The 20,359-nt window shown below is 62.4% G+C and carries 18 protein-coding genes; 11 read left to right on the top strand and 7 right to left on the bottom strand.

Annotated features, from left to right (window positions below; all coding sequences use genetic code 11):
- Window positions 1-146: 146 nt before the first annotated feature.
- Window positions 147-1,295, top strand: coding sequence for a hypothetical protein (locus B9A15_RS08790; RefSeq protein ID WP_084409685.1), 1,149 nt, complete (start codon window positions 147-149; stop codon window positions 1,293-1,295).
- Window positions 1,296-1,346: 51 nt separating this feature from the next.
- On the opposite strand, the gene B9A15_RS08785 is transcribed toward B9A15_RS08790, so the two are convergent.
- The gene (locus tag B9A15_RS08785) at window positions 1,347-1,847 is read right to left on the bottom strand and encodes a gluconokinase (RefSeq protein WP_244556864.1); all 501 of its coding nucleotides are present in this window, start codon (window positions 1,845-1,847) and stop codon (window positions 1,347-1,349) included.
- Complete coding sequence (locus B9A15_RS08780; RefSeq protein WP_084409684.1) at window positions 1,844-2,614, bottom strand: SDR family oxidoreductase; 771 nt, start codon at window positions 2,612-2,614, stop codon at window positions 1,844-1,846. Before B9A15_RS08780 ends, B9A15_RS08785 begins: the two co-directional genes overlap by 4 nt.
- A 346-nt stretch (window positions 2,615-2,960) precedes the next feature.
- Here B9A15_RS08780 and B9A15_RS08775 point away from each other — a divergent pair, with 346 nt between their 5' ends.
- Window positions 2,961-4,001 carry an L-idonate 5-dehydrogenase gene (locus B9A15_RS08775; protein ID WP_084409683.1) on the top strand — a complete coding sequence of 347 codons (1,041 nt, stop codon included), beginning with the start codon at window positions 2,961-2,963 and terminating at the stop codon, window positions 3,999-4,001.
- Window positions 4,002-4,281: 280 nt separating this feature from the next.
- On the top strand, window positions 4,282-5,685 hold the full coding sequence (gndA, locus tag B9A15_RS08770; RefSeq protein ID WP_210190490.1) for an NADP-dependent phosphogluconate dehydrogenase: 1,404 nt from the start codon (window positions 4,282-4,284) through the stop codon (window positions 5,683-5,685).
- Window positions 5,686-5,820: 135 nt separating this feature from the next.
- Here gndA and B9A15_RS08765 read toward each other — a convergent pair whose 3' ends face one another.
- From B9A15_RS08765 to B9A15_RS08755, 3 genes are all read right to left on the bottom strand, one after another.
- Window positions 5,821-6,234 (bottom strand): ASCH domain-containing protein, encoded by a 414-nt coding sequence (locus B9A15_RS08765; RefSeq protein ID WP_084409681.1) that lies wholly within the window; start codon window positions 6,232-6,234, stop codon window positions 5,821-5,823.
- Between the two features lie 69 nt (window positions 6,235-6,303).
- Window positions 6,304-7,107, bottom strand: coding sequence for an exodeoxyribonuclease III (gene xth / locus B9A15_RS08760; RefSeq protein WP_084409680.1), 804 nt, complete (start codon window positions 7,105-7,107; stop codon window positions 6,304-6,306).
- A 103-nt stretch (window positions 7,108-7,210) separates the two neighbouring features.
- Window positions 7,211-7,927: a GntR family transcriptional regulator gene (locus tag B9A15_RS08755; protein WP_084409679.1), complete on the bottom strand. Its 717-nt coding sequence runs from the start codon at window positions 7,925-7,927 to the stop codon at window positions 7,211-7,213.
- A gap of 167 nt (window positions 7,928-8,094) precedes the next feature.
- On the opposite strand from B9A15_RS08755, the gene B9A15_RS08750 reads away from it, so the two are divergent.
- From B9A15_RS08750 to B9A15_RS08730, 5 genes are all read left to right on the top strand, one after another.
- Window positions 8,095-9,090, top strand: a complete 996-nt coding sequence (locus B9A15_RS08750; RefSeq protein WP_084409678.1) for a TRAP transporter substrate-binding protein — start codon at window positions 8,095-8,097, stop codon at window positions 9,088-9,090.
- Window positions 9,091-9,360: 270 nt separating this feature from the next.
- A complete protein-coding gene (locus B9A15_RS08745) occupies window positions 9,361-9,915 on the top strand; it encodes a TRAP transporter small permease subunit (RefSeq protein WP_084409677.1) in 555 nt (184 codons plus the stop codon).
- Window positions 9,912-11,240, top strand: a complete 1,329-nt coding sequence (locus B9A15_RS08740; protein ID WP_084409676.1) for a TRAP transporter large permease — start codon at window positions 9,912-9,914, stop codon at window positions 11,238-11,240. Before B9A15_RS08745 ends, B9A15_RS08740 begins: the two co-directional genes overlap by 4 nt.
- Complete coding sequence (locus B9A15_RS08735; protein WP_084409675.1) at window positions 11,237-12,613, top strand: malonyl-CoA decarboxylase; 1,377 nt, start codon at window positions 11,237-11,239, stop codon at window positions 12,611-12,613. Before B9A15_RS08740 ends, B9A15_RS08735 begins: the two co-directional genes overlap by 4 nt.
- Entirely contained in the window at window positions 12,610-14,133 is a 1,524-nt protein-coding gene (locus tag B9A15_RS08730) for a malonate--CoA ligase (protein WP_084409674.1), read from the top strand. Before B9A15_RS08735 ends, B9A15_RS08730 begins: the two co-directional genes overlap by 4 nt.
- A gap of 86 nt (window positions 14,134-14,219) precedes the next feature.
- Here B9A15_RS08730 and B9A15_RS08725 read toward each other — a convergent pair whose 3' ends face one another.
- Both B9A15_RS08725 and B9A15_RS08720 read right to left on the bottom strand, forming a co-directional pair.
- Window positions 14,220-14,405, bottom strand: coding sequence for a YdcH family protein (locus B9A15_RS08725; protein ID WP_084409673.1), 186 nt, complete (start codon window positions 14,403-14,405; stop codon window positions 14,220-14,222).
- Between the two features lie 343 nt (window positions 14,406-14,748).
- Window positions 14,749-16,038: a TadE/TadG family type IV pilus assembly protein gene (locus tag B9A15_RS08720; RefSeq protein WP_084409672.1), complete on the bottom strand. Its 1,290-nt coding sequence runs from the start codon at window positions 16,036-16,038 to the stop codon at window positions 14,749-14,751.
- A 581-nt stretch (window positions 16,039-16,619) separates the two neighbouring features.
- Here B9A15_RS08720 and B9A15_RS08715 point away from each other — a divergent pair.
- From B9A15_RS08715 to B9A15_RS08705, 3 genes are all read left to right on the top strand, one after another.
- Window positions 16,620-17,660 (top strand): Fe(3+) ABC transporter substrate-binding protein, encoded by a 1,041-nt coding sequence (locus tag B9A15_RS08715; protein WP_425292951.1) that lies wholly within the window; start codon window positions 16,620-16,622, stop codon window positions 17,658-17,660.
- An 89-nt stretch (window positions 17,661-17,749) separates the two neighbouring features.
- A complete protein-coding gene (locus tag B9A15_RS08710) occupies window positions 17,750-19,438 on the top strand; it encodes an ABC transporter permease (RefSeq protein ID WP_084409671.1) in 1,689 nt (562 codons plus the stop codon).
- A 136-nt stretch (window positions 19,439-19,574) separates the two neighbouring features.
- Window positions 19,575-19,958: a hypothetical protein gene (locus B9A15_RS08705; protein WP_084409670.1), complete on the top strand. Its 384-nt coding sequence runs from the start codon at window positions 19,575-19,577 to the stop codon at window positions 19,956-19,958.
- Window positions 19,959-20,359 lie beyond the last annotated feature (401 nt).

The raw sequence follows: 20,359 nt of genomic DNA, 5'->3' as shown, positions 1-20,359 counted from the left end.
GCGTCATCAAGTCTGCATATAAGCGACGCGGCCCCGATCATGCCATTCTCCGGTCGCATAGCGCGCCGAACTTCGGGTGGTGCAAGACCGTCGAGGCGATGGTCGAACAGGCAGTGGTCAAGGCAAGGGAAGGACCTGAACGAGAGATGCGATGCGCTCGGCTCGTCCTCATCATGTCGGCGTTACTCGTCCTTGGCATCGAACCGGGGGCGACCCAATCGATCCCGATCCCGCAGATTCTCGATCGCGGAATGGGCGAGGTCTTCGGACGCGGTAACGAAAAGCCCGGCAGCTACGTCTCCCCTTCAGCGAACGAACTCGTCCCCCGGGCCGAGGAGGTCGGCGTGCCGCAGCTGAAAGCGCTGCGCTCCTTCGATCCGATCGCCCTGCCTGAACGCCCGGGCGCGCTGCCCGGTCTTTCGACCGAGATCGACCTGCCGAACCTTCCCGCCTATGCGCCGCAGCGAAAGCTCGACCCACAACAGTTTCGGCCGAATGCTGAATTGCGGCTCGAAGCAAAGCTGACCGCCGATGGCGAACCGATTCCCGGCGGCGTGTTGTGGCGCCTGTTCTCGGCGGTTCCCTCGCTCGATGGGCGCCCCTTCCTCGTCGCGACGTCCGAGGCGCCGACCCCAAGCTTCGACGTGCCGGCGGGCGGCTATATCGTCCATGCCGCCTTTGGCCGCTCCGGCGTCGTGAAGCGCATCGATTTCTCCGGCATCAGCTCGAAGGAGGTCGTGGTGATCGGCGCCGGGGGCCTCAAGCTCGATGCCACCATCGCGCCCAAGAGCGAGGCGGCCAACCGGTCGCGGCTGCGCTTCGACATCTATACCGCCGAACCGCAGGACGGCGAGCGCGAATTGGTGGCGAGCGACGTACCGCCGGGCCAGGTCGTTCGCCTCAATGCCGGCACCTATCACGTCGTCTCGACCTATGGCTCGGTCAATGCGCGCACCCAGGCCGACATCAAGGTGGAAGCCGGCAAGCTGACCGAGGCGACCCTCCAGCACAGGGCTGCCTATCTGACCATGAAGCTGGTGCGCGACCATGGCGGCGAAGCGATCGCCGACACGGCCTGGACGATCACCTCCATGTCGGGCGACGTCCTGCGCGAAAGCGTCGGCGCTTTCCCCTCGATGGTGCTCGCCGAGGGCGAATATGTCATTTCCGCCCGCAACCGGCAGAAGGTCTATCAGCGCACCTTCGACGTGAAAGCGGGCCATGACAGCGACGTCGAGGTTCTGCTCACCGACCTCGTCGATCCGGGCGGCGAAGGCGTCGGATCGGGCGACTGAGGGGGGCAGCGGGCACCGACCGCCGGCACCCGCTGGCGCGAAAGGCCGACCTTAAGCCTTGCCCTCTTCGAGCATTTTCACGAATTCGCCGACGATTTCCGGCACGCTCGGTTCGATGTCGATCGTGATCGCATGTTCGTCCGGGCCTGGCTCTTCCAGGGTTTCCAGCTGGCTGTCGAGAAGCGAGACCGGCATGAAATGGCGCTGGCGGGCCGCCATGCGCTCAAGCAGCACATCGCGGCTTCCCTTGAGATAGAGGAAGGTCACCTCGGCCCCGGCATGCTCTCGGATCACGTCGCGATAGGCGCGCTTCAGCGCCGAACAAGCGATCACCGTCCCCTCATCCTTCAAGACGTCGCCGACCGTCTCCAGCCAAGGCCAACGATCGGCGTCGGTCAAAGGCGTGCCAGCCGCCATCTTGTCGATATTGGATTGGGAATGAAGCGTGTCGCCATCGACATAGCGACCGCCGATCCGCTTGGCGAGAAGGGACGCGACGCTGCTCTTGCCGCAGCCGGCGACCCCCATGACGACGATCCGATGGCCCGTCATAGGGACGCCGTAATGCCGCCATCGACGAAGATGGTCGTGCCGTTGACGAAGGATGATGCCTCCGAGGAGAGGAAGATCGCGGTTCCGACCAGTTCTTCCACCTTGCCCCAGCGGCCGGCCGGGGTGCGCTTTTCGAGCCATGCGGTGAAGCTCGGATCGTCGACGAGCGCCTGATTGAGCGGTGTCTCGAAATAGCCGGGCGCAAGGCCATTGCATTGCAGGCCATATTTCGCCCAGTCGGTCGCCATGCCCTTGGTCAGATTGGCGACGGCGCCCTTGGTCGCCGTATAGGGGGCGATGGAGGGCCGAGCGAGGGCCGTCTGCACCGAGCAGATATTGACGATCTTGCCCTTACCGCGCCCGATCATGTGGCGCGCCACGGCTTGGCCCACATGGAAGACAGAGGCGATATTGGTCTGCAGAAGCCTTTCAAAGGCCTCGGCGGGAAACTCTTCGAGCGCGCCGCGATGCTGCATGCCGGCATTGTTGATCAGGATGTCGATCGACCCGACGCTCGCCTCGAAGCCGTCGATCGCAGATCGGACGCCCGCGTGGTCGGTCACGTCGAAGGCAAGTTCATGGACACTGCGGCCGGTCTCCTTGCGCAGCCCATCGGCCGCCTTGGCGAGCTTGTCGGGGTCTCGTCCGTTCAGGATCACTTCGGCGCCGGCTGCGGCCAGACCTTTTGCCAGGGCCTCTCCGATCCCCTGCGAAGACCCGGTGACAAGGGCGCGCCTGCCCGTCAGATCGAACAGTTTCAAACTCATCGCCTTGTCTCCATTTCTTGGTCGGCTCGCCCGAATCGTTTCCCGGCTAACGATATCACGGTTGGCCCTTCGCCAGCCGGGTGCCAGTGCGTGCCGGTTTGCGGAAATATGCGCCAAACCGCAACCGTCCATCAGCCAGCTGCCGACAGCGCGTTCAAGAGCCCTTCCAAAGCCTGTCGCGTCGCCGTGAGCGCGATTTAGCACCGATCATCGAAGCTGAAGACTTGAAACCGGCGCGCGATGGGTCGAAACGGAGGCGATCCGGGAACAGCCCGCATGCTTCGAGCCGCTCAGCGCTCGGGCGGTTAAGGGGGCACGGTCTTCGCCTGCCAGTCGAGAGGACATCATGAAGAGCATCGTCATCCACGCCGCCAAGGATCTGAGGATCGAGGATCGTCCCGAAGAGACGCCTGGCCCCGGCGAGGTAAGGATCGCGATGGCGGCAGGCGGCATCTGCGGCTCCGACCTGCATTATTTCCACAATGGCGGCTTCGGCGACGTGCGACTGAAGGAGCCGATGATTCTCGGCCATGAGGTCTCGGGTCATATCGCCGCCCTGGGTGACGGCGTCACCGGTCTTCACGAGGGCCAACTCGTGGCGATCTCGCCTTCCCGGCCTTGCGGGCACTGCCGCTTTTGCCGCGAAGCGATGTATAATCAATGCCTCAATATGCGCTTTTACGGCTCGGCCATGCCCTTCCCGCATATTCAGGGCGCGTTCCGCCAATCGCTCATCGCCAATGCCATTCAATGCGCACCGGCGGACGGCCTGACACCGGGCGAGGCCGCCATGGCCGAACCGCTCGCCGTCACGCTCCATGCCGTGCGCCAAGCCGGGCCGATCTTCGGCAAATCGGTCCTCGTCACCGGCTGCGGCCCGATCGGCATCCTGTCGATCCTCGCAGCCCGCCGCGCTGGCGCCGATCTGATCGTTGCCACCGATCTCGGCGAATTCACCCTCGACATGGCGAAGAAGGCCGGCGCCGACGTCACCATCAACATGGCGACGAATGGCGACGATCTTGCCGCCTATTCCGCCGAGAAAGGCACCTTCGACGTCCTCTTCGAATGTTCAGGCGCAGCCCCAGCGCTGAAGGGCGCGATCCCGGCCATGCGTCCAGGGGGCACGATCGTGCAGCTCGGCCTCGGCGGCGACATGCAGCTCCCCGTCCAGGCGATGACCGCCAAGGAGCTTAGTCTGAAGGGCTCGTTCCGCTTTCATGACGAGTTCTTCACCGGCGTCAGCCTGATGCAAAAGGGGCTGATCGACGTCAAACCCTTCATCACCCAGACCTTCGCGCTCGATGCGGCTATCGAAGCTTTCGAGACGGCTGGCGACCGCTCGAAAGCCGTCAAGGCGCAGATCGATTTCACGAAGGCCGCCTGAAACCGAAGTTTTGTCCCGAGGGTGGCGCAAAGAACGCTGGCCCCCGCTCGCGCCGTTGAGAACCGGTGCGCAGACATCTGCGATCCCGTGTCCGGCACAGTCGTCCGGTGCAGGATCGCACCTCATGTCAGCGCTTCCGCCTCATCCAAATCCGGTCCCACAAAGCGATCGATCGAATTTCGCGTCACGGGCCGTCTTATTGGCCCGATCGGGAACGACCTCTACATCACCGCCTCAAACGGCATTGCATCAGCATGACAATCGAAGGAGTCCACAGACCGTGAGCGCAAGTCAGATCGGATTGATGGGCCTCGGGACGATGGGATCGGCGCTTGCGCTCAACATCGCCGAGAAGGGATATGACATCGCGGTCTGGAACCGGACCACGGCAAAGACCAAGGATTTCGTTGTCGAGGCGGGCGATCTCGCCTCCCGCATCACGCCTTGCGAGAGCCTCGAAGCGTTCGTCAACGCGATCGAGCGACCGCGGACCATCATTCTCATGGTGCCGGCCGGCGCGCCGGTCGACCAACAGATCGCCGATCTCGAACCCTATCTCGCCCCTGACGATCTCATCATCGACGCGGGAAACGCCAATTTCAACGACACCACGCGGCGGATGCGCGACGTGAAGTTTCCGTTTCTCGGCGTCGGGGTCTCCGGCGGCGAGGAAGGCGCACGGCATGGCCCCTCGATCATGGTCGGCGGCGCCAAGGAGAATTGGGAGCGGGTCGCGCCGATCCTCAAGGCGATCGCCGCTAAGCACGAGGGCGAGCCCTGCGCCGACTGGATGGGCGAGGCCGGCGCCGGCCATTTCGTCAAGACGGTCCATAACGGCATCGAATATGCCGATATGCAGTTGATCGCCGAAGTCTATGGCATCATGCGCGACGGGCTGGGGCTCGGTGCCTCTGAGATCGGCGACGTCTTCGATCGCTGGAACGAGGGCGTGCTGCAGTCCTATCTCATCGAGATTTCCGGCAAGGTCGCCCATACCGAAGACGCGGCGAGCGGCGGGCCGCTTCTCGACATCATCGAGGATGCGGCCGGCCAGAAGGGCACAGGCCGCTGGACCGCGATCGAGGCCCAGCATCTGGCCTCCATCGTGCCGGTGATCGAAGCGGCTGTCGCCGCCCGCAACATGTCGGCCCGGCGCGGCCAGCGGCGCGATCTGCAGGATGTGTTCGGCGCCGCGCCACAGGGCGTCGACAGTGCTTCGATACCGCTCGACAAGCTGGAGGCGGCGCTCATCTGCGGCAAGATCCTCTGCTATTCGCAAGGTTTCGACATGATCGCCACGGCCTTTGCCCAAAACGGCTGGGACGACAATCTGCCGGGCATCGCCAAGGTCTGGCGCGAGGGCTGCATCATCCGCTCCGGCATGCTGGACGACATGGCAACGGCGCTCGCCGAACAGCCAGGCCGCAGCCTGATGGCCTCGCCCCTCTTCGCCGACCGCTTGAAGGCGACAGAAGGGGCCTTGCGGCATGTGGTCGTGACGGCCATGGCCAAGGGCTTACCGATCCCGGCGCTGAGCTCGGCGCTCGCCTATTTCGATACGATGCGCACGGCGCGCGGCACGGCCAACATGATCCAGGGCCAGCGCGACTTCTTCGGCCTCCATGGCTTCAAGCGCCTGGACGACGGCAGCGAGAACCAGCACGGGCCCTGGGCTTCGAACTGATCACGGCACCGGGCTTAGCGCAGCTGGAGCGTCAGACGATGAATCAGGATCATCTGACGCTCCCAAGCCTCTGATAACGCTACGGGTTATCGAAAAAGCCGGCATCCACTTTTCGCCCGGCGCTCTCGGGCCACCTCACCGCAGATCTTCGACAAGAGAAAATCGCTCCCAGACGATCTGCATGTCCGGAGCAAAGCCGCCATTGCGCTCGAAATAGCGGCGATGCCCTTCACGCCAGCCTTCTAGGCTGTCGTCCTCGCCTTCGGCCAAGGCCATGGCTTCGCTCACCGCGTCGAAACGGCACTGAACCAATTCGACCGTCTCGATGACGAGGGCGGGCGTATCGTCCCATTCGAGAGCGATGTCCCGCCGCCCGATGACGGGCATGGGCTCGCCGTTCCCGTAATCGCGCAGCGCGCCGCAAGTTGCGACCTTCTTTCCGGAGCGCACTAGGGACAATAGGGTTGCGCTCAAGGCGGCGCTGTCGCCGAATTTGAAGGTCTCAGCGCCCGGATAGCGCTGTCTCAACGTCTGAAGATCGTTCGGCATCGGCGCCCATTTTCCTTCAAAGGACCGGCTTCTCACGCTACGAAATCCGGTAATTCGCGGCTCGCCTCGTCAGAGATCGAAGCGCGCCACCACCGGCACATGGTCGGAGGGCTTTTCCCAGCCACGCGCGTCGGTATGGACGGTCACATGTGCGAGCTTGTCGGCCAGGTCCGCCGAGCCCCAGACATGGTCGAGGCGGCGGCCGCGATTGGAGGCCGCCCAATCCTTCGCCCGGTAGCTCCACCAGGTGAAGATCTTCTCTTCCATCGGAATATGCCGGCGCATGAGATCGACCCATTCGCCTTCGTTCATGGCCCGGATGAGCCCTTCGGTCTCGACGGGCGTATGGGAGACGATCTTGAGGAGCTGTTTGTGGGACCAGACGTCGGTCTCGTAAGGAGCGATGTTGAGATCACCGCACAGAAGCGCGGAGACGCCCGGCTCGCCACCCGCCCGCATGCGCCGCATCTCCTCGACGAAGGCGAGCTTGTGGGCGAATTTCGGATTGATCTCCGGGTCGGGCTCGTCGCCGCCGGCGGGCACATAGAGATTGTGGATGCGAACTTTCTTCCCGTCGATATCGATCCGCACGGAAAGATGACGGGCATCGCCCACCTCGCAGAAATCCTGCCGGACGATGTCCTCGAAAGGTCGCTTCGAAAAGGTCGCGACCCCGTGATAGCCCTTCTGCCCATGAATGGCGATGTGCTCATAGCCAAGCGCCTTGAAGGTCTTTTCCGGAAACTGGTCGTTCGGGCACTTGGTCTCCTGCAGACACAGGACGTCCGGCGCCTCACTCTTCAGGAAATGTTCGACCAGACCGGCACGCAGGCGGACGGAATTGATGTTCCAGGTGGCGAGCGAAAAGGGCATGAGGCGGCACTTTGCGAAGACGTGGAGGAACAGCCGGCGCGCGGCCAGGAGATCGCTCCTCGTCTAAGCCGATTCGCGGACGGCTTCCATCGCCCATCGTTTTCTACTCGGCGGCGTCGCGCACCGAGAGACTGGCCACGAAATCGGCGAAACGCTCGCCCTGGATCGCGATGTGATCCTTCAGCTCCCGCTCGGCAAGCGCCGCATCGCCACTTTCGATCGCCTCGACGATCCGCCTATGCTCGGCGAGCGACTGCTCCATGCGTTTGGGCACCCGAAGCTGCAGGCGGCGATAGGCCTTGAGCCGCTGATGCAGGCGGCTGGCTTCCGATGCGAGAAAGGCGTTGCCGCAGGCCTCGTAGATCGCGGCGTGAAAGCGACCGTTCTCGGCATAATAAGCATCGGTGTCGCGTGAGGCGGCGGCGGTCTCGCAGGCTAAGAGGAGCTCGCGGATCCGCCGGATGGTGCCCTCCCCGGCCCGGCGCGCGGCAAGCCGTCCGGCCATGCCTTCGAGCTCGGCCATCACCTCGAACATCTGGATGAGTTCGCCGATCGAGACCTCGCGCACGAAGGCGCCGCGATTGGGCTTGAGTTCGATCAGGCCGACCGAGGCGAGTTGCTGAAGCGCCTCGCGAACCGGTGTCCGTGAGACGTCGAAGCGACGGGCGAGCGCCTGTTCGTCGAGTTTTTCGCCGGGGCGCGAACGACCCGTCAGAATGTCCTGCTCGATGGCGTCGCGAATGTCTCCTCGACGGACACGGCGTTCGGATCGCTCGACCCTCTCGGCACCCTCATACTGACCCGGCTCGGATGTGGCCATTGGAACCGATCGGCTCGATTGCGTCCCCCGGCCCTGCTCCATGCCAATTCCCCGATCGTGTGCGATAGATCATATCTTGTATACAATAGGCTTGACACTGCATGCAAGTTCCTATTGCCTGCTGACGACGTGCTGGGAGGCGCGACAATCAAACGGGAGGACATCTCATGAAGACCACAGCATTTCTGTCGGCCGGCGTCGGCCTTGCGCTCATGGCATCCAGCGCGATGGCGCAGGACGTCATGCTCAGGGCGTCTCACCAGTGGCCCGGCGGCAAGGGCGATGTTCGCGATGAAATGGTCCAGATGATCGGCAAGGAGATCGAAAAGGCCGGCGTCGGCCTGTCCATGCAGGTCTTCCCCGGCGAGTCGCTGTTCAAGGCGAAGGATCAATGGGGCGCCGTGACCAAGGGTCAGGTGGATATCACCGCCTTCCCGCTCGACTATGCCTCGGGCCGCCATCCGGAATTTTCCGCAACCCTGATGCCGGGTCTCGTCGGCAGCCATGAGCGCGCCCAGCGGCTGAACGACTCGCCTTTCATGGACGACATCAAGAAGATCATCGAGGATTCGGGCGCCATCGTCCTGTCCGACGCCTGGCTTGCCGGCGGCTTCGTCTCGTCCGAAAAGTGCATCACTTCGCCGGATACCGCCCAGGGCCAGACATTGCGCGCTGCGGGTCCGGCTTTTGAGGAAATGCTGGTCGGCGCGGGTGCCTCGATCTCGTCGATGCCCTCCTCGGAAATCTACACCGGCATGCAGCAGAACGTTCTGACCGGGGCCAACACCTCGTCGGGTTCGCTCGTCTCCTACCGAATCTACGAAGTTTCCAAATGCCTGACGGCGCCGGGCGAGAACGCGCTTTGGTTCATGTATGAGCCGATCCTGATGTCCAAGCGCTCCTTCGATCGCTTGAGCGAGGAGCAGCAGAAGGCGTTGATGGACGCCGGCCAGAAGGCCGAGGACTATTTCGCGGGCGAGGCCGAGAAGCTCGATCAGACCCTTGTCGACACCTATAAGAAGGCAGGCGTCGAAGTCGTCGAGATGTCCCCGGAGAACTACGATGCTTGGCTCGAGATCGCCAAGGAGACCTCTTACAAGAACTTCGCCGAGAAGGTGCCGAACGGCCAGAAGCTGATCGACGAAGCTTTGGCGGTCGAATAGGGGCTGAGAGCTTCCGGGCCTTCCGAAAGCTGAGGGCTCGTCCGCTCGAACAGCGGATGAGCCTTCGAAACACCAAGCCGTTTTCATGGCCTCCGCGTCGTTTGAAGCGGCGGCCGATGTTTCGAATGGCTCTTCTACCGACTGAAGGATGACGAGCTTGCTCAGGCGTCGAGGGAACACGGCTCGACCGCCGCCCGTCACCCGCGACCCCACTCCCTCCGTCTTCGACGCCCTCGATCAGCCATTGCCCCAACCGGAGCTTACCGCCTGATGCGCGCGTATATTTCCGCCATATCCGCCGTCTCCCGCGCCCTCGGCATCGTGGCGGCGCTGTTCCTGCTCTCGGCGGTCTTCTCGGTCAGCCACATGGTCTTCGTGCGCTATGTGCTGAACCAATCGACCGTCTGGCAGACCGAATACACCACCTATGCGATCGTCGCGGCGACCTTTCTGGGCGCGCCCTGGACCCTGCTCGTCAAAGGTCATGTCAATGTGGATCTGTGGCAGCTCTCGGCCGGGCCCAAGCTGAGAGGCGTGCTCGAAGGCTTGTCGGGCCTCGCCTCGATGATCTTTGTCGGCCTCATCGCCTATGCCGGCTGGTATCACTTCGAGGAAGCCTGGGTGAATGGTTGGACCTCCGAAACGGTCTGGGCGGTGCCGCTCTGGATGCCGCTCCTGCCCTTTCCGGTCGGCATGGTCGTCCTCTTCCTTCAATATATCGCCGAGATGATGCGGCTCGCCCTCGATGGCGCGACCGATCCGGACGCGCCGCTCGCCCATCAGACGGCGTTGTTTTCCGAAACCACCGCGGAGCCGCGCTCATGAGCCCGTTGATGTCCGGTCTCGCCATGCTGGTCGCGCTCTTTGCGCTTCTGGCCGTGGGGACGCCCATCGCCTTTGCCCTCGGCCTCGTCGCCATGGGCGCTTTGTTCGCGGTCTATGGCGCCTTCTTTTTGGAGACGGTCGGCGAGCAGTTCTTCGGCTATTTCGCCTCCTTCTCCCTCGTCTCCGTCCCGATGTTCATTCTGATGGGCGCGGCGGTCGCCTCCTCGCCGGCCGGTCGCGACCTTTATGAGGCGCTGGATCGCTGGCTGAACCGCGTGCCGGGCGGCCTCGTCCTGTCCAATCTCGGCGCCTGCTCGATCTTCGCGGCCCTTTCCGGCTCCTCGCCCGCCACCTGCGCGGCGATCGGCAAGATGGGCATTCCGGAAATGCGCAAGCGCGGCTATCCGTCCGAAATCGCGGCCGGATCGATCGCGGCCGGCGGCACGCTTGGCATCCTGATCCCGCCCTCGGTGACGATGATCGTCTATGGCATCGCGACCGAGACCTCGATCGGACGGCTTTTTCTCGCCGGGCTCCTGCCGGGGCTCATGCTGACCATCTATTTCATGATCTGGACGATCATCGCCTGCAAGCGCCGGAGTCTCGGCCTGTCGGAGCTGACCGAGCGCTTCACCATGAAGCAGCGCTTTGCCGCCCTGCCCCGCGTCCTGCCCTTCCTGGCGATCATCGTCGGCGTACTCTACGTTCTCTATGGCGGCGTCGCGACGCCGTCCGAGGCGGCGGGCGTCGGCGCCCTGTTCTGCCTGATCCTTGTCGCGGTGGTCTACGGCATCTTCTCCAAGAGCTGGAAGTTCCGCCAGATGCCGGTGATCCTGCGCGACACCTTGAAGGAAAGCGTCATGATCATGCTGATCATCGGCGCCTCGGAGCTCTTCGCTTTCGCGCTCTCCTCGCTCTTCATCACCCAGTCGATCGCCGGCGCGATTGCGGCCATGGAGGTCAATCGCTGGGTCCTGATGGGCGTCGTCAATGTCTTCCTTCTGGTGGCCGGCTTCTTCCTGCCCCCTGTGGGGGTCATCCTGATGACCGCGCCGATCCTTCTCCCGATCATCACCGGCGCCGGTTTCGATCCCTACTGGTTCGCCGTCATTCTGACGATCAATATGGAGATCGGCCTCATCACCCCGCCGGTCGGCCTCAATCTCTACGTCATCAACGGGATTGCGCCGGATATTTCGCTGGGCGCCATCCTGCGCGGCTCGCTGCCTTATGTGATCTGCATGGTGCTCGGCATCGTCACGCTCTGCCTCTTCCCACAGATCGCGCTGTTCCTGCCCGATCTCGTCATGGGACCGTCCCTATGAGCCGCGTCTCGCTTCTCTCCGATCTTCTCTCCTCGCTCGGGGCCCGGACGTGGTTCGGGGAGCGGGCCGAGAACCAGCCGGTGCCGGTGACCGAGTTGACGGCGCTCTGCGCCAAGCTCGTGCGCTCGAAGGGTGAGGCGACGGGCGTTCGCATGGCGAGCGAAATCCTCGGCGGCTTGAGGGCGCTCGATGAAGCCGGCACCGAACGCTTCTTCCGCGCGCTCGCCGAGGAGTTCTCGCCCGAGGCTCCGGCATTGAAGGCCGCGGCCGAGGCCTATGCGAAGGATCCGTCGCCGAAAACGCTCTCGGTGCTCCAGAAGCTCGCCGAGCCGCCGCGCCAGGAGCTGTTCCGGCGTCTCAATCTGGCGCCGGGTGGCACGGCCGAACTGGTCAAGCTCCGCGAACGCCTCCTGCCGCTGTTAAAAAGCGACCGCGAAACCTTCGCGCCTGTTGATCTCGACTTCCGGCATCTCTTCCAGTCCTGGTTCAATCGCGGCTTTCTGGTTCTCAGACCCATCGATTGGACGACGCCGGCCAATATTCTGGAGAAGATCATCCGCTACGAGGCAGTCCATGCGATCGACGACTGGGACGCGTTGCGTGATCGCCTCGCCCCGTCTGATCGGCGCTGCTTTGCCTTCTTCCATCCCTCGATCCCGGACGATCCACTGATCTTCGTCGAAGTGGCTTTGACGCGAGACATTCCTGCCTCGATCGGCGCGGTGCTGGCGGAAGATCGCGCGGCGCTTCCAGCCCATTCGACCGACACGGCGGTGTTCTATTCCATCTCCAACTGCCACAAGGGCCTTGCCGGTGTCTCCTTCGGCTCCTTCCTGATCAAGCAGGTGGCCTCGGACCTGAAGGACAGCCTGCCGAATCTCAAGACCTTCGTTACGCTTTCGCCGGTGCCGGGTTTCGCGGCCTGGCTGAAACGGCTGCCCGAAGACGTGGTCGAGGGGTTCACGCCGGAGGAGAAGGCGGCGATCGCCATCGTCGCGGATCAAGGCTTGGCCTTCGACGCCGAATGGGCCTTCGAAACCGAACTCGCCGAGGAGGCGCGAGACGGTCTCCTGTCGCTGGCCGCCCGCTATTTCCTGCGCGCCAAGCGCTCCGACGGCCAGCCGGTCGACCCGGTCGCCCGGTTCCATCTCGGCAATGGCGCGATCCTCAACCGGATCATGCATCTCGGCGATATCTCGCCGACCGGGCTCTCCCAGGCCCATGGGCTGATGGTCAATTATCTCTATGACCTCGCAAGGGTCGAACAGCGCCACGAAGCCTATGCCGATGGCCAGGAGATCGCGGCAAGCCGGGCGGTCACGAGCCTCTTGCCGGCCGGCGCCGGCCCGCATTCGATGAAGGACGTAGCATGACGAACCACCTCTTCGACGGTCTCCTTGCAAAGGGCCGAAAAGCGCCCGAGCGGCGCTTCGCCCTGATGCCGGACGGACGGACCTATTCCTATCGGGATGTGGAGGAGGTCTCGGCACGCTTTGCGAGCACCCTTGTCGCGCTCGGCCTGAAGCCCGGCGACCGGGTCGCTGTTCAGGTCGAAAAGTCGATCGAGGCCCTGATGCTCTATCTCGGCACGGTGCGGGCCGGCGGCGTCTTCCTGCCGCTCAACACCGCCTATACCCCGGCCGAGATCGACTATTTCCTCACCGATGCGACACCGGCGATCTTCGTCTGCGATCCGAAGAAGCGCGAGGCGCTTGCGCCGATCGCCGAGAAGGCAGGCGCGGTGATCGAGACACTCGGCGTCTGGACGAGCCCCGATGCCAGCGCCGGCTCCTTGAGCGACAAGACGCTCGGCGCAGACGCGACCTTTTCGACCATCGAGCGAAGCGCGGTCGATCTGGCCGCGATCCTGTATACGTCGGGCACGACCGGGCGCTCCAAGGGCGCGATGCTCTCGCATGAGAACCTTCTGTCCAATGCCGAGGTTCTGGAAGAAACCTGGGGCTTCACCCAGGACGACGTCCTTCTTCACGCTTTGCCGATCTTCCACACCCACGGCCTTTTCGTCGCCTCCAACACAGTGACGATCGCCGGCGGCTCGATGATCTTCCTGCCCAAATTCGACCCCGACACGGTCTTCCAATATTTGCCGCAGGCGACCTCGATGATGGGGGTTCCGACCTTCTATACGCGGCTTCTAGCCGACGAGCGACTGAACCGGGAGACGACAGCGCATATGCGTCTCTTCACCTCCGGCTCGGCGCCGCTTTTGGCCGAAACGCACAGGGCCTTCGAAGCGCGCACCGGTCAGCGTATTCTCGAACGCTACGGCATGACCGAAACCAATATGAACACATCCAACCCACTCGAAGGCGAACGGCGGGCCGGAACGGTCGGCTTTCCGCTGAAGGGATGCGAGCTTCGGATCGTCGATGAGAAGAGCGGCGAGCGCCTTCCCACCGGCGAGATCGGCGTTATCGAGGTGAAGGGGCCGAACGTCTTTTCGGGCTATTGGAAGATGCCGGAAAAGACCAAGGCGGAATTTCGCGAGGACGGCTATTTTATCACAGGCGATCTCGGCCTGATCGACGAGGACGGCTATGTGACCATCGTCGGTCGCGGCAAGGATCTCGTGATTACCGGTGGCTACAACGTCTATCCGAAGGAAGTGGAGCTTGCGATCGACGAGCTTCCCGGCGTGGTCGAAAGCGCGGTGATCGGCGTGCCCCATCCCGATTTCGGCGAAGGCGTCGTTGGTGTCGTCGTTGCGAAGGAAATGCTGGAAGAGAAGGCGCTTCTTGACCAGCTCAAGGATAGGCTCGCCAAGTTCAAACAGCCCAAGCGCATCGTCTTCGTCGACGAACTACCACGAAACACCATGGGCAAGGTGCAGAAGAACGTGTTGCGCGAGGAAAACGCCAAGCTCTTCGCCTAAGAAACTGCTTAAAAAAACGGCCCTTGAAAGCCGTCTCGATCGAAGCAGAGGGCGCCCGGCGGCGCCCGCTGCCCTTCAACCGACCGTCAAACTGCGATCGGAGAGCCTCGATTGAGCCGCTCCAGCGATTGCATCTGATCCCTGAGCTGGAGCTTGAGCTTTTTCAGTGTTCCCAGCCTTAGGCTGCAAGGCATGGGGCGGCGTAGCTCATCCTCGATCCGCTGCTCGATGACGGCCTTGCGGGCCTGAAGCGCGGTCAGAAAGCGGCTCATGAAGTCGTCTCCTTGTCTCGATTGATGCTAACGAGACCAAGGTGGGATGCGCGATTCTGACGCGCCAATGACAAATTTGCCAAGACCAGTTTATCGATTTGCCCGGTTGCGCCCATCAGCGGAAAAAGCGTGTTCGGATTGATCTTTCATTGCCGGGATTCCCTCAAACGAATTGCATTGTTTGATGGTCCGCCGCAGCCGCATCGAGGGCTGCGACAATCCCGGTCGCCGCCATCCAGCCCTCGGCTACAGATCACCGATCGAATACGAAAGGAGCGTCATAGCCGCGTCACAGAGTATAGACCCATAACTGTCCGCAGAACTGGGGGAACTCCAATTCCACCTAATGGGTCAAGTGGGCGCTTGCGATCGTCTTCTCGAACAGCGCCTTCATGGCCGCTTCAATGCCCTGGCTGGGGCTTACCTCGAAGAAGAGGCCGGGGCTTGCGCAGGCTTGCATCTGAGGCGCGATCTGGTTCTGGAACGGCATGATCCAGTCACGGTACCAGCCATTCGTTGGCAGCGGCAGATATGTCGTATAGAGAACGGCGATCTTAATGCCCTTTTTCTTGATCTGATCGCAATATTTCGTATCGATCGGCTCCTGACAGCGCACGCTCCGCGGCGTTGTTCTTTTGGTACAATAGATGCCTTTGGCATGGTCCGCGACGCCGTCGCTGACGAAAAACATATATTTGTCCGGCTCGTCGCCGCCATAGCCGCTCCCCGGGGTGGGGATTACAGTCTTCAAAGCTTTGAGGGTATCGTCGAAAGCGGTCAATTGATCGTCGAAATAGTTCGGATATGGGATCGTCATCAGGTCCAAAGACGCTGTTTGGCTGCGGACTTGCGTCATATTGCTGGACAATGTTGCGATCGGCGTCAGGCCCATCGTCTCCGCTCTTGCCCCGAAGGAGTAGACCGCCATCCGATACTGGTCCGCCTTCTGGCGACTTTTCTCGGCGGTCTCCGTCAATCGCTGGGTCGCGGTGCGCACGACATCGATGCGCATCTTCACGCCCAGCGATTTTGCCAGATTGTAATAATTGTTTGTCGTGTTGGTCTGGTGGCATGCAAAAGCGCACTTATCATCTGTGTTCGCGACCATCTTATCGATGTCGGACTGCGTGGCACCAACCCCCATCGAGGGTGTGTTGTCCAAGAGCATGTAGAAATCGATCGCTTTGGCAATCTCGATTTCCGCGATCGATCGGCCGTGAATTTCCATGTCAGCCTTGCCGTAAAACGCTCCGAAAAGGGTTGGCACTTTAATTCTGTAGTTGATCGTCGAAACAACCCGGTCCGCTTTTCTCTCGACGACGGGAGTGATCTCGAAATCGTCCTCGCCCCGCCTTTGGAAATTATGCATGAAGAGCAGACGGGCTTGCTCTTCGGCGGCGGTGACCCGGCCAGGAGATTGCTGCGCCAAAGCCGCCTCGAAGCCTTTCGATCCGATAGAGATCGCTCCGACGCTCGCGACATCGGCCGAGAGCTGCATCTCGCCTTCGTAATTTACGGCGAGTCCATAATCCGTCGCAAAGCCGACACATGCCATCAAAGGCAGCACAGCCAAGGCGAACAGCATCGCGACATTTCCATTTCTCGAGGCACAGAAGCGGCGAAACACGGACATGACCCTCCGTTAGATCGGCCTTCATACTGATCTGAACCCTTTAAAAAAATTGATATGGGACCCTTTCAATCTGAGACGAATGACATGCCGCTCGCGATCAGCCCCTCTATTCGCGCTCCGTCCGGCCCGATCCGTCACACTCGTGCAAACGGCCTTCGGTTTGACCGGTGGTCGCGGAGATAAGCCCGGTAGGCGCTTGAACGGTTCAGCAGCCGGATGCGTCGGCATCTTGGGCCGCTGGCATCATCGGCCCATGCGCATTCTTCGCTCGCAGGGCCTGCTGGGCGCTCGCTTGGCGGCCTCGACCCGTGTGTATGAAGGGGCATGCCGGAACATGATCCTCTCAGGCCTCGATCGTTTTCCAAGCGAGACCAATGGGAAGAGGCAATTTTTAGAATCGTTTGACTTTAGAATTCTTCCAAATCATTGAAATTACTGGAATTTGATCGCTATTTTTCTTGTTCAACGCAGCGCGATACGGCACAGACAGGCAACGGACCGCCCGATGACGGCCTTGCCTTCATCACCGGCTGCCCGGATCGCCAATCAATCGCCTTTTGACCGCGAGGACCGTGACGACCATGACCCGATTCAAGATGATCGCTACCGCCGCGCTCGGCCTGTCGAGTGCTCTTGGCGCCGCGACCGCCGCCTGCGCAGCGGACGTCAATATCTACACCTCCCGCCAGCCGGAGCTCATCCAGCCGGTGCTCGATGCCTTTACGAAGGACACGGGCCTCACAACGGCGACGATCTTCATCGACAAGGGTCTCGAGCAGCGCATCGCCGCCGAAGGGACCAATTCGCCCGCCGACCTCATCATGACGGTGGATGTCGGCCGGCTCGCCGCCGCCAAGGATGCGGGCGTGACCCAGGCTGTGACCGGCGAGGCGATCAACGAGAATATTCCGGCCGAATTCCAGGATGCCGATCACCAGTGGTTCGGTCTGACCGCGCGCGGCCGCGTCGTCTACGCCTCCAAGGACCGGGTCGACACCGACGCCCTGACCTATCAGGATCTTGCATCCGACGAGTGGAAGGGCCGGCTCTGCACACGGTCCGGCCAGCACCAATACAATATCGCGCTGATCGCCGCCTATATCGAGCATTATGGCGAGGATGCCGCGCGCGAGTGGGTGACGGGTCTGCGCGACAATCTTGCCCGGCGTCCCGAAGGCGGCGACCGCGACCAGGCCAAGGCGATCTTCGCCGGCGAATGCGATATTGCGCTCGGCAACACCTATTACGTCGGCAAAATGGCGACGAACGAGAAGGAGCCGGAGCAGAAGGATTGGGCGAACGCCATCAAAGTGATCATGCCCACCTTCGACAATGGCAAGACCCATGTGAACATCTCCGGCGTTGCCCTCGCGAAGAACGCCCCGAACCGCGAGAACGCCATCAAGCTGATGAACTTCCTCTCCTCGGACGAAGCTCAGAAGATCTATGCGGATCTCAATTATGAATATCCGTTGGAGCCGGGCATTGAGACGTCGGACCTCGTCGCAGGCTTCGGCGAGCTGAACCCGGACGACATCTCGCTCTCCGACATCGCCAGCCATCGTGAAGAGGCCTCGCGCATCATCGACGAAGTCGCCTATGACAGCGGCCCGCAGAGCTGACGCAATCCTCGCCTCGGCAGAGCGCCACCAATGAAAGCCGGCGCCGGACTACCGAACGGTTCGGCGCCGGCCGCTATGCGAAAGAGTGAATGTCGGCCACATCTCCCTTGCTCAAGCCAGATTGGCGGCTCTTTGGACGCCGCTCCGGACGCACGGCGCCAACCCGCTGGCTGGCGCTCGCCATCGGTATTGCCGCTCTGACGGTGATGCCGGTCGTCTCGCTCGTCGTCATTGCGCTGACCGGGGTCAGCGACAACTGGGCCCATCTTATCTCGACGGTTCTGCCCGAATCGGTTCGGGTCACCGCGCTTTTGATGATCGGCGTCGGCCTTCTTTCCGCGGTCGTCGGCGTCGTCACGGCATGGCTGACGGCGAGTTTCGACTTTCCCGGCCGGCGCTTCTTCGCCTGGGCGCTCGTCCTGCCGCTCGCCGTCCCGACCTATATCGCCGCTTATTGCGTCACCGAGTTTCTGCATTTCGCCGGCCCGGTGCAGACCACGATCCGGGACGTTTTCGGCTTTGCCACCCGGCGCGATTATTATTTTCCCGAAATCCGCTCGCTCGGCGGCGCGATCCTTATTCTCTCCTCCGTCCTTTACCCTTACGTTTTCCTGACCGTCCGCATGGTCTTCGTCATGCAAGGACGCAAGGCCGCCGATGTGGCCCGCACCCTCGGCGCGAGTCCCTTCGGTGCCTTTCGCCGGGTCCTCATCCCCATGGCGCGCCCGGCGATCGCCGTCGGCGTCGCCCTCGCCTTGATGGAGACCGTCAACGATATTGGCGCCGTCGAATTTCTCGGCGTGCGCACGCTGACCTTCTCGGTCTATTCGACCTGGCTCAATCGTGGCGATCTCGCGGGCGCGACGCAACTCGCCCTCGCCATGCTCGTCGTCATCGTCTGCCTCGTCCTCGTCGAGCGCTGGGCGCGGCGCGACCAGCGCTACACGATCCAGCGCGGCGACAAGCCGGCGGAAGGCCATTTGCGCTTGAGCGGCTGGCATGCGGCTGGCGCGGTGCTCGCTTGCGCCCTTCCGATCGCTTTCGGCTTCGGAATTCCGGCCATCATTCTCGGCGACTATGCGCTGAAGCGCCTCGATCAGTTCTCCGACCCGGCCCTGTGGAGCGCGCTCGAGACGACGGTGATCGTCGCATCGTGCGCGGGCCTTGTTACGATTCTCGCGGCCTTTTTGATGGGCTACGGCGTGCGCATCACTGGCTCCAAGAAGCTCTTGACCCTCGTGCGCGTCGGCTCGCTCGGCTATGCGGTGCCCGGCACAGTGCTGGCCATCGGCATCCTCATTCCGCTCGCCGCCTTCGACAATGCCCTCGACGCATTCCTGCGCGCCGAATTCGGCGTCTCGACCGGCCTTCTCCTGTCCGGTTCAGGCCTTGCCATCGTCTATGCCTGCTGCGTGCGCTTCATGGCGATGGGCTACGGCTCGATGGAATCGGGCTTCGCCAAGTTGTCTCCCCATCTCGACCACGCCGCGCGCACCCTCGGCAAGTCTCCGGGCCAGACCCTGACGGCGATCCTCCTGCCCTTGATGCGGCCGGCGCTTCTGACCGGTTTCATGCTCGTCTTCGTCGATTCCGCCAAGGAATTGTCGGCGACGATCCTCCTGCGTCCCTTCGGCTTCGAGACCCTGGCGACCTTCGTCTATGCCAGCGCCTCGCGCTCGGCCTTCGAGGATTCGGCCGTCGCGGCCCTTCTCATCGTCCTGATCGGGATTCTCCCCGTTCTCGCTCTCACCCGGTCCATCCTTGCCAAGGCGCAGTGATTTCCGGCCAAAAGCCGTCTGTCACGGCCACCATTTAAAGGCCAGGACAGCGCCGGGCAGGTTTGCCCCGTCACAATAGTCGAACCGTAAACGAGGCGTCTCGGGCGCCGGGCAAGGCTTGAGAGACTTCCGTTCGATGCAAAGACATCCGCTGCGACTTGTTTTGGCCGTCGCCACGCTGGTTGGGGGCTTCGCCTCGGTCGGCCCCGCCTCCGCGACTGGCGAAGACTATGCCCCCAACAGCTCCCACGATCCCCGAATCGTGCTCTTCGCGCTGACCTTCGAACCGGCCGGCCCCAATCGCGGCAAGGTGGTCGTGAGCGTCCAGAACAAATGGGATCAGCCGTTGGACGTTACCTTCGACTGCAGCGTCTTTGGAAACGGCACCCAGCCGCGCACAGTCTTTGGCATCGCGCGCTCTATCGCGCCCCATCGACACCGGCTGGAAAGCAGCACACCCTTTCCGGCGGGCCCGAACGATGCGGCCTGCCGGGTTAGAAAGGTCGAGTCACCGCGCTAGAGCAACCGGGCGATCCGGATTAAAGTACGCGGCAGTCTTGTCGAACGGCATTTATCGAGGGCTCAGCTCTCAAAGATCAGACGTTCAATTTCATCGCGTTCGTCATGCTCGGGCGCCGTCCCTACGAGATTCACACATTGTCTCGCTGGCGGTTAAGACCTGTCCTTGGACACTTCGGCTTCTCCCCAGGGGGAGAAGTGCCGGCAGGCGATGAGGGGGTGGCCGCGGCTTCTACAGGAGGAATGCCGATCGGCGAAAACCCTGATATTGCTGAAGATATCTCCCTCATCCGCCCTTCGGGCACCTTTGTAACTTCCCAAATGCCGTATTTGAAGCTGTAGTGGCAAGTGCGGTGGCGGATGGAAGACCGATGCACCTTTGGGACACCAAGCCCGTGGGAG

The organism is Fulvimarina manganoxydans, assembly GCF_900176465.1.
Lineage (GTDB): Bacteria > Pseudomonadota > Alphaproteobacteria > Rhizobiales > Rhizobiaceae > Fulvimarina > Fulvimarina manganoxydans.
This window is presented reverse-complemented; position numbering and strand designations above follow the sequence as displayed.

Excerpts from the sequence above, each read along its gene's own strand:
- B9A15_RS08790 (WP_084409685.1), top strand. The coding sequence starts at position 147 with ATGCGATGCGCTCGGCTCGTCCTCATCATGTCGGCGTTACTCGTCCTT.
- B9A15_RS08785 (WP_244556864.1), bottom strand. The coding sequence starts at position 1,847 with ATGACGGGCCATCGGATCGTCGTCATGGGGGTCGCCGGCTGCGGCAAG.
- B9A15_RS08780 (WP_084409684.1), bottom strand. The coding sequence starts at position 2,614 with ATGAGTTTGAAACTGTTCGATCTGACGGGCAGGCGCGCCCTTGTCACC.
- B9A15_RS08775 (WP_084409683.1), top strand. The coding sequence starts at position 2,961 with ATGAAGAGCATCGTCATCCACGCCGCCAAGGATCTGAGGATCGAGGAT.
- B9A15_RS08765 (WP_084409681.1), bottom strand. The coding sequence starts at position 6,234 with ATGCCGAACGATCTTCAGACGTTGAGACAGCGCTATCCGGGCGCTGAG.
- xth (WP_084409680.1), bottom strand. The coding sequence starts at position 7,107 with ATGCCCTTTTCGCTCGCCACCTGGAACATCAATTCCGTCCGCCTGCGT.
- B9A15_RS08755 (WP_084409679.1), bottom strand. The coding sequence starts at position 7,927 with ATGGCCACATCCGAGCCGGGTCAGTATGAGGGTGCCGAGAGGGTCGAG.
- B9A15_RS08750 (WP_084409678.1), top strand. The coding sequence starts at position 8,095 with ATGAAGACCACAGCATTTCTGTCGGCCGGCGTCGGCCTTGCGCTCATG.
- B9A15_RS08745 (WP_084409677.1), top strand. The coding sequence starts at position 9,361 with ATGCGCGCGTATATTTCCGCCATATCCGCCGTCTCCCGCGCCCTCGGC.
- B9A15_RS08740 (WP_084409676.1), top strand. The coding sequence starts at position 9,912 with ATGAGCCCGTTGATGTCCGGTCTCGCCATGCTGGTCGCGCTCTTTGCG.
- B9A15_RS08735 (WP_084409675.1), top strand. The coding sequence starts at position 11,237 with ATGAGCCGCGTCTCGCTTCTCTCCGATCTTCTCTCCTCGCTCGGGGCC.
- B9A15_RS08730 (WP_084409674.1), top strand. The coding sequence starts at position 12,610 with ATGACGAACCACCTCTTCGACGGTCTCCTTGCAAAGGGCCGAAAAGCG.
- B9A15_RS08725 (WP_084409673.1), bottom strand. The coding sequence starts at position 14,405 with ATGAGCCGCTTTCTGACCGCGCTTCAGGCCCGCAAGGCCGTCATCGAG.
- B9A15_RS08720 (WP_084409672.1), bottom strand. The coding sequence starts at position 16,038 with ATGTCCGTGTTTCGCCGCTTCTGTGCCTCGAGAAATGGAAATGTCGCG.
- B9A15_RS08715 (WP_425292951.1), top strand. The coding sequence starts at position 16,620 with ATGACCCGATTCAAGATGATCGCTACCGCCGCGCTCGGCCTGTCGAGT.
- B9A15_RS08710 (WP_084409671.1), top strand. The coding sequence starts at position 17,750 with ATGTCGGCCACATCTCCCTTGCTCAAGCCAGATTGGCGGCTCTTTGGA.
- B9A15_RS08705 (WP_084409670.1), top strand. The coding sequence starts at position 19,575 with ATGCAAAGACATCCGCTGCGACTTGTTTTGGCCGTCGCCACGCTGGTT.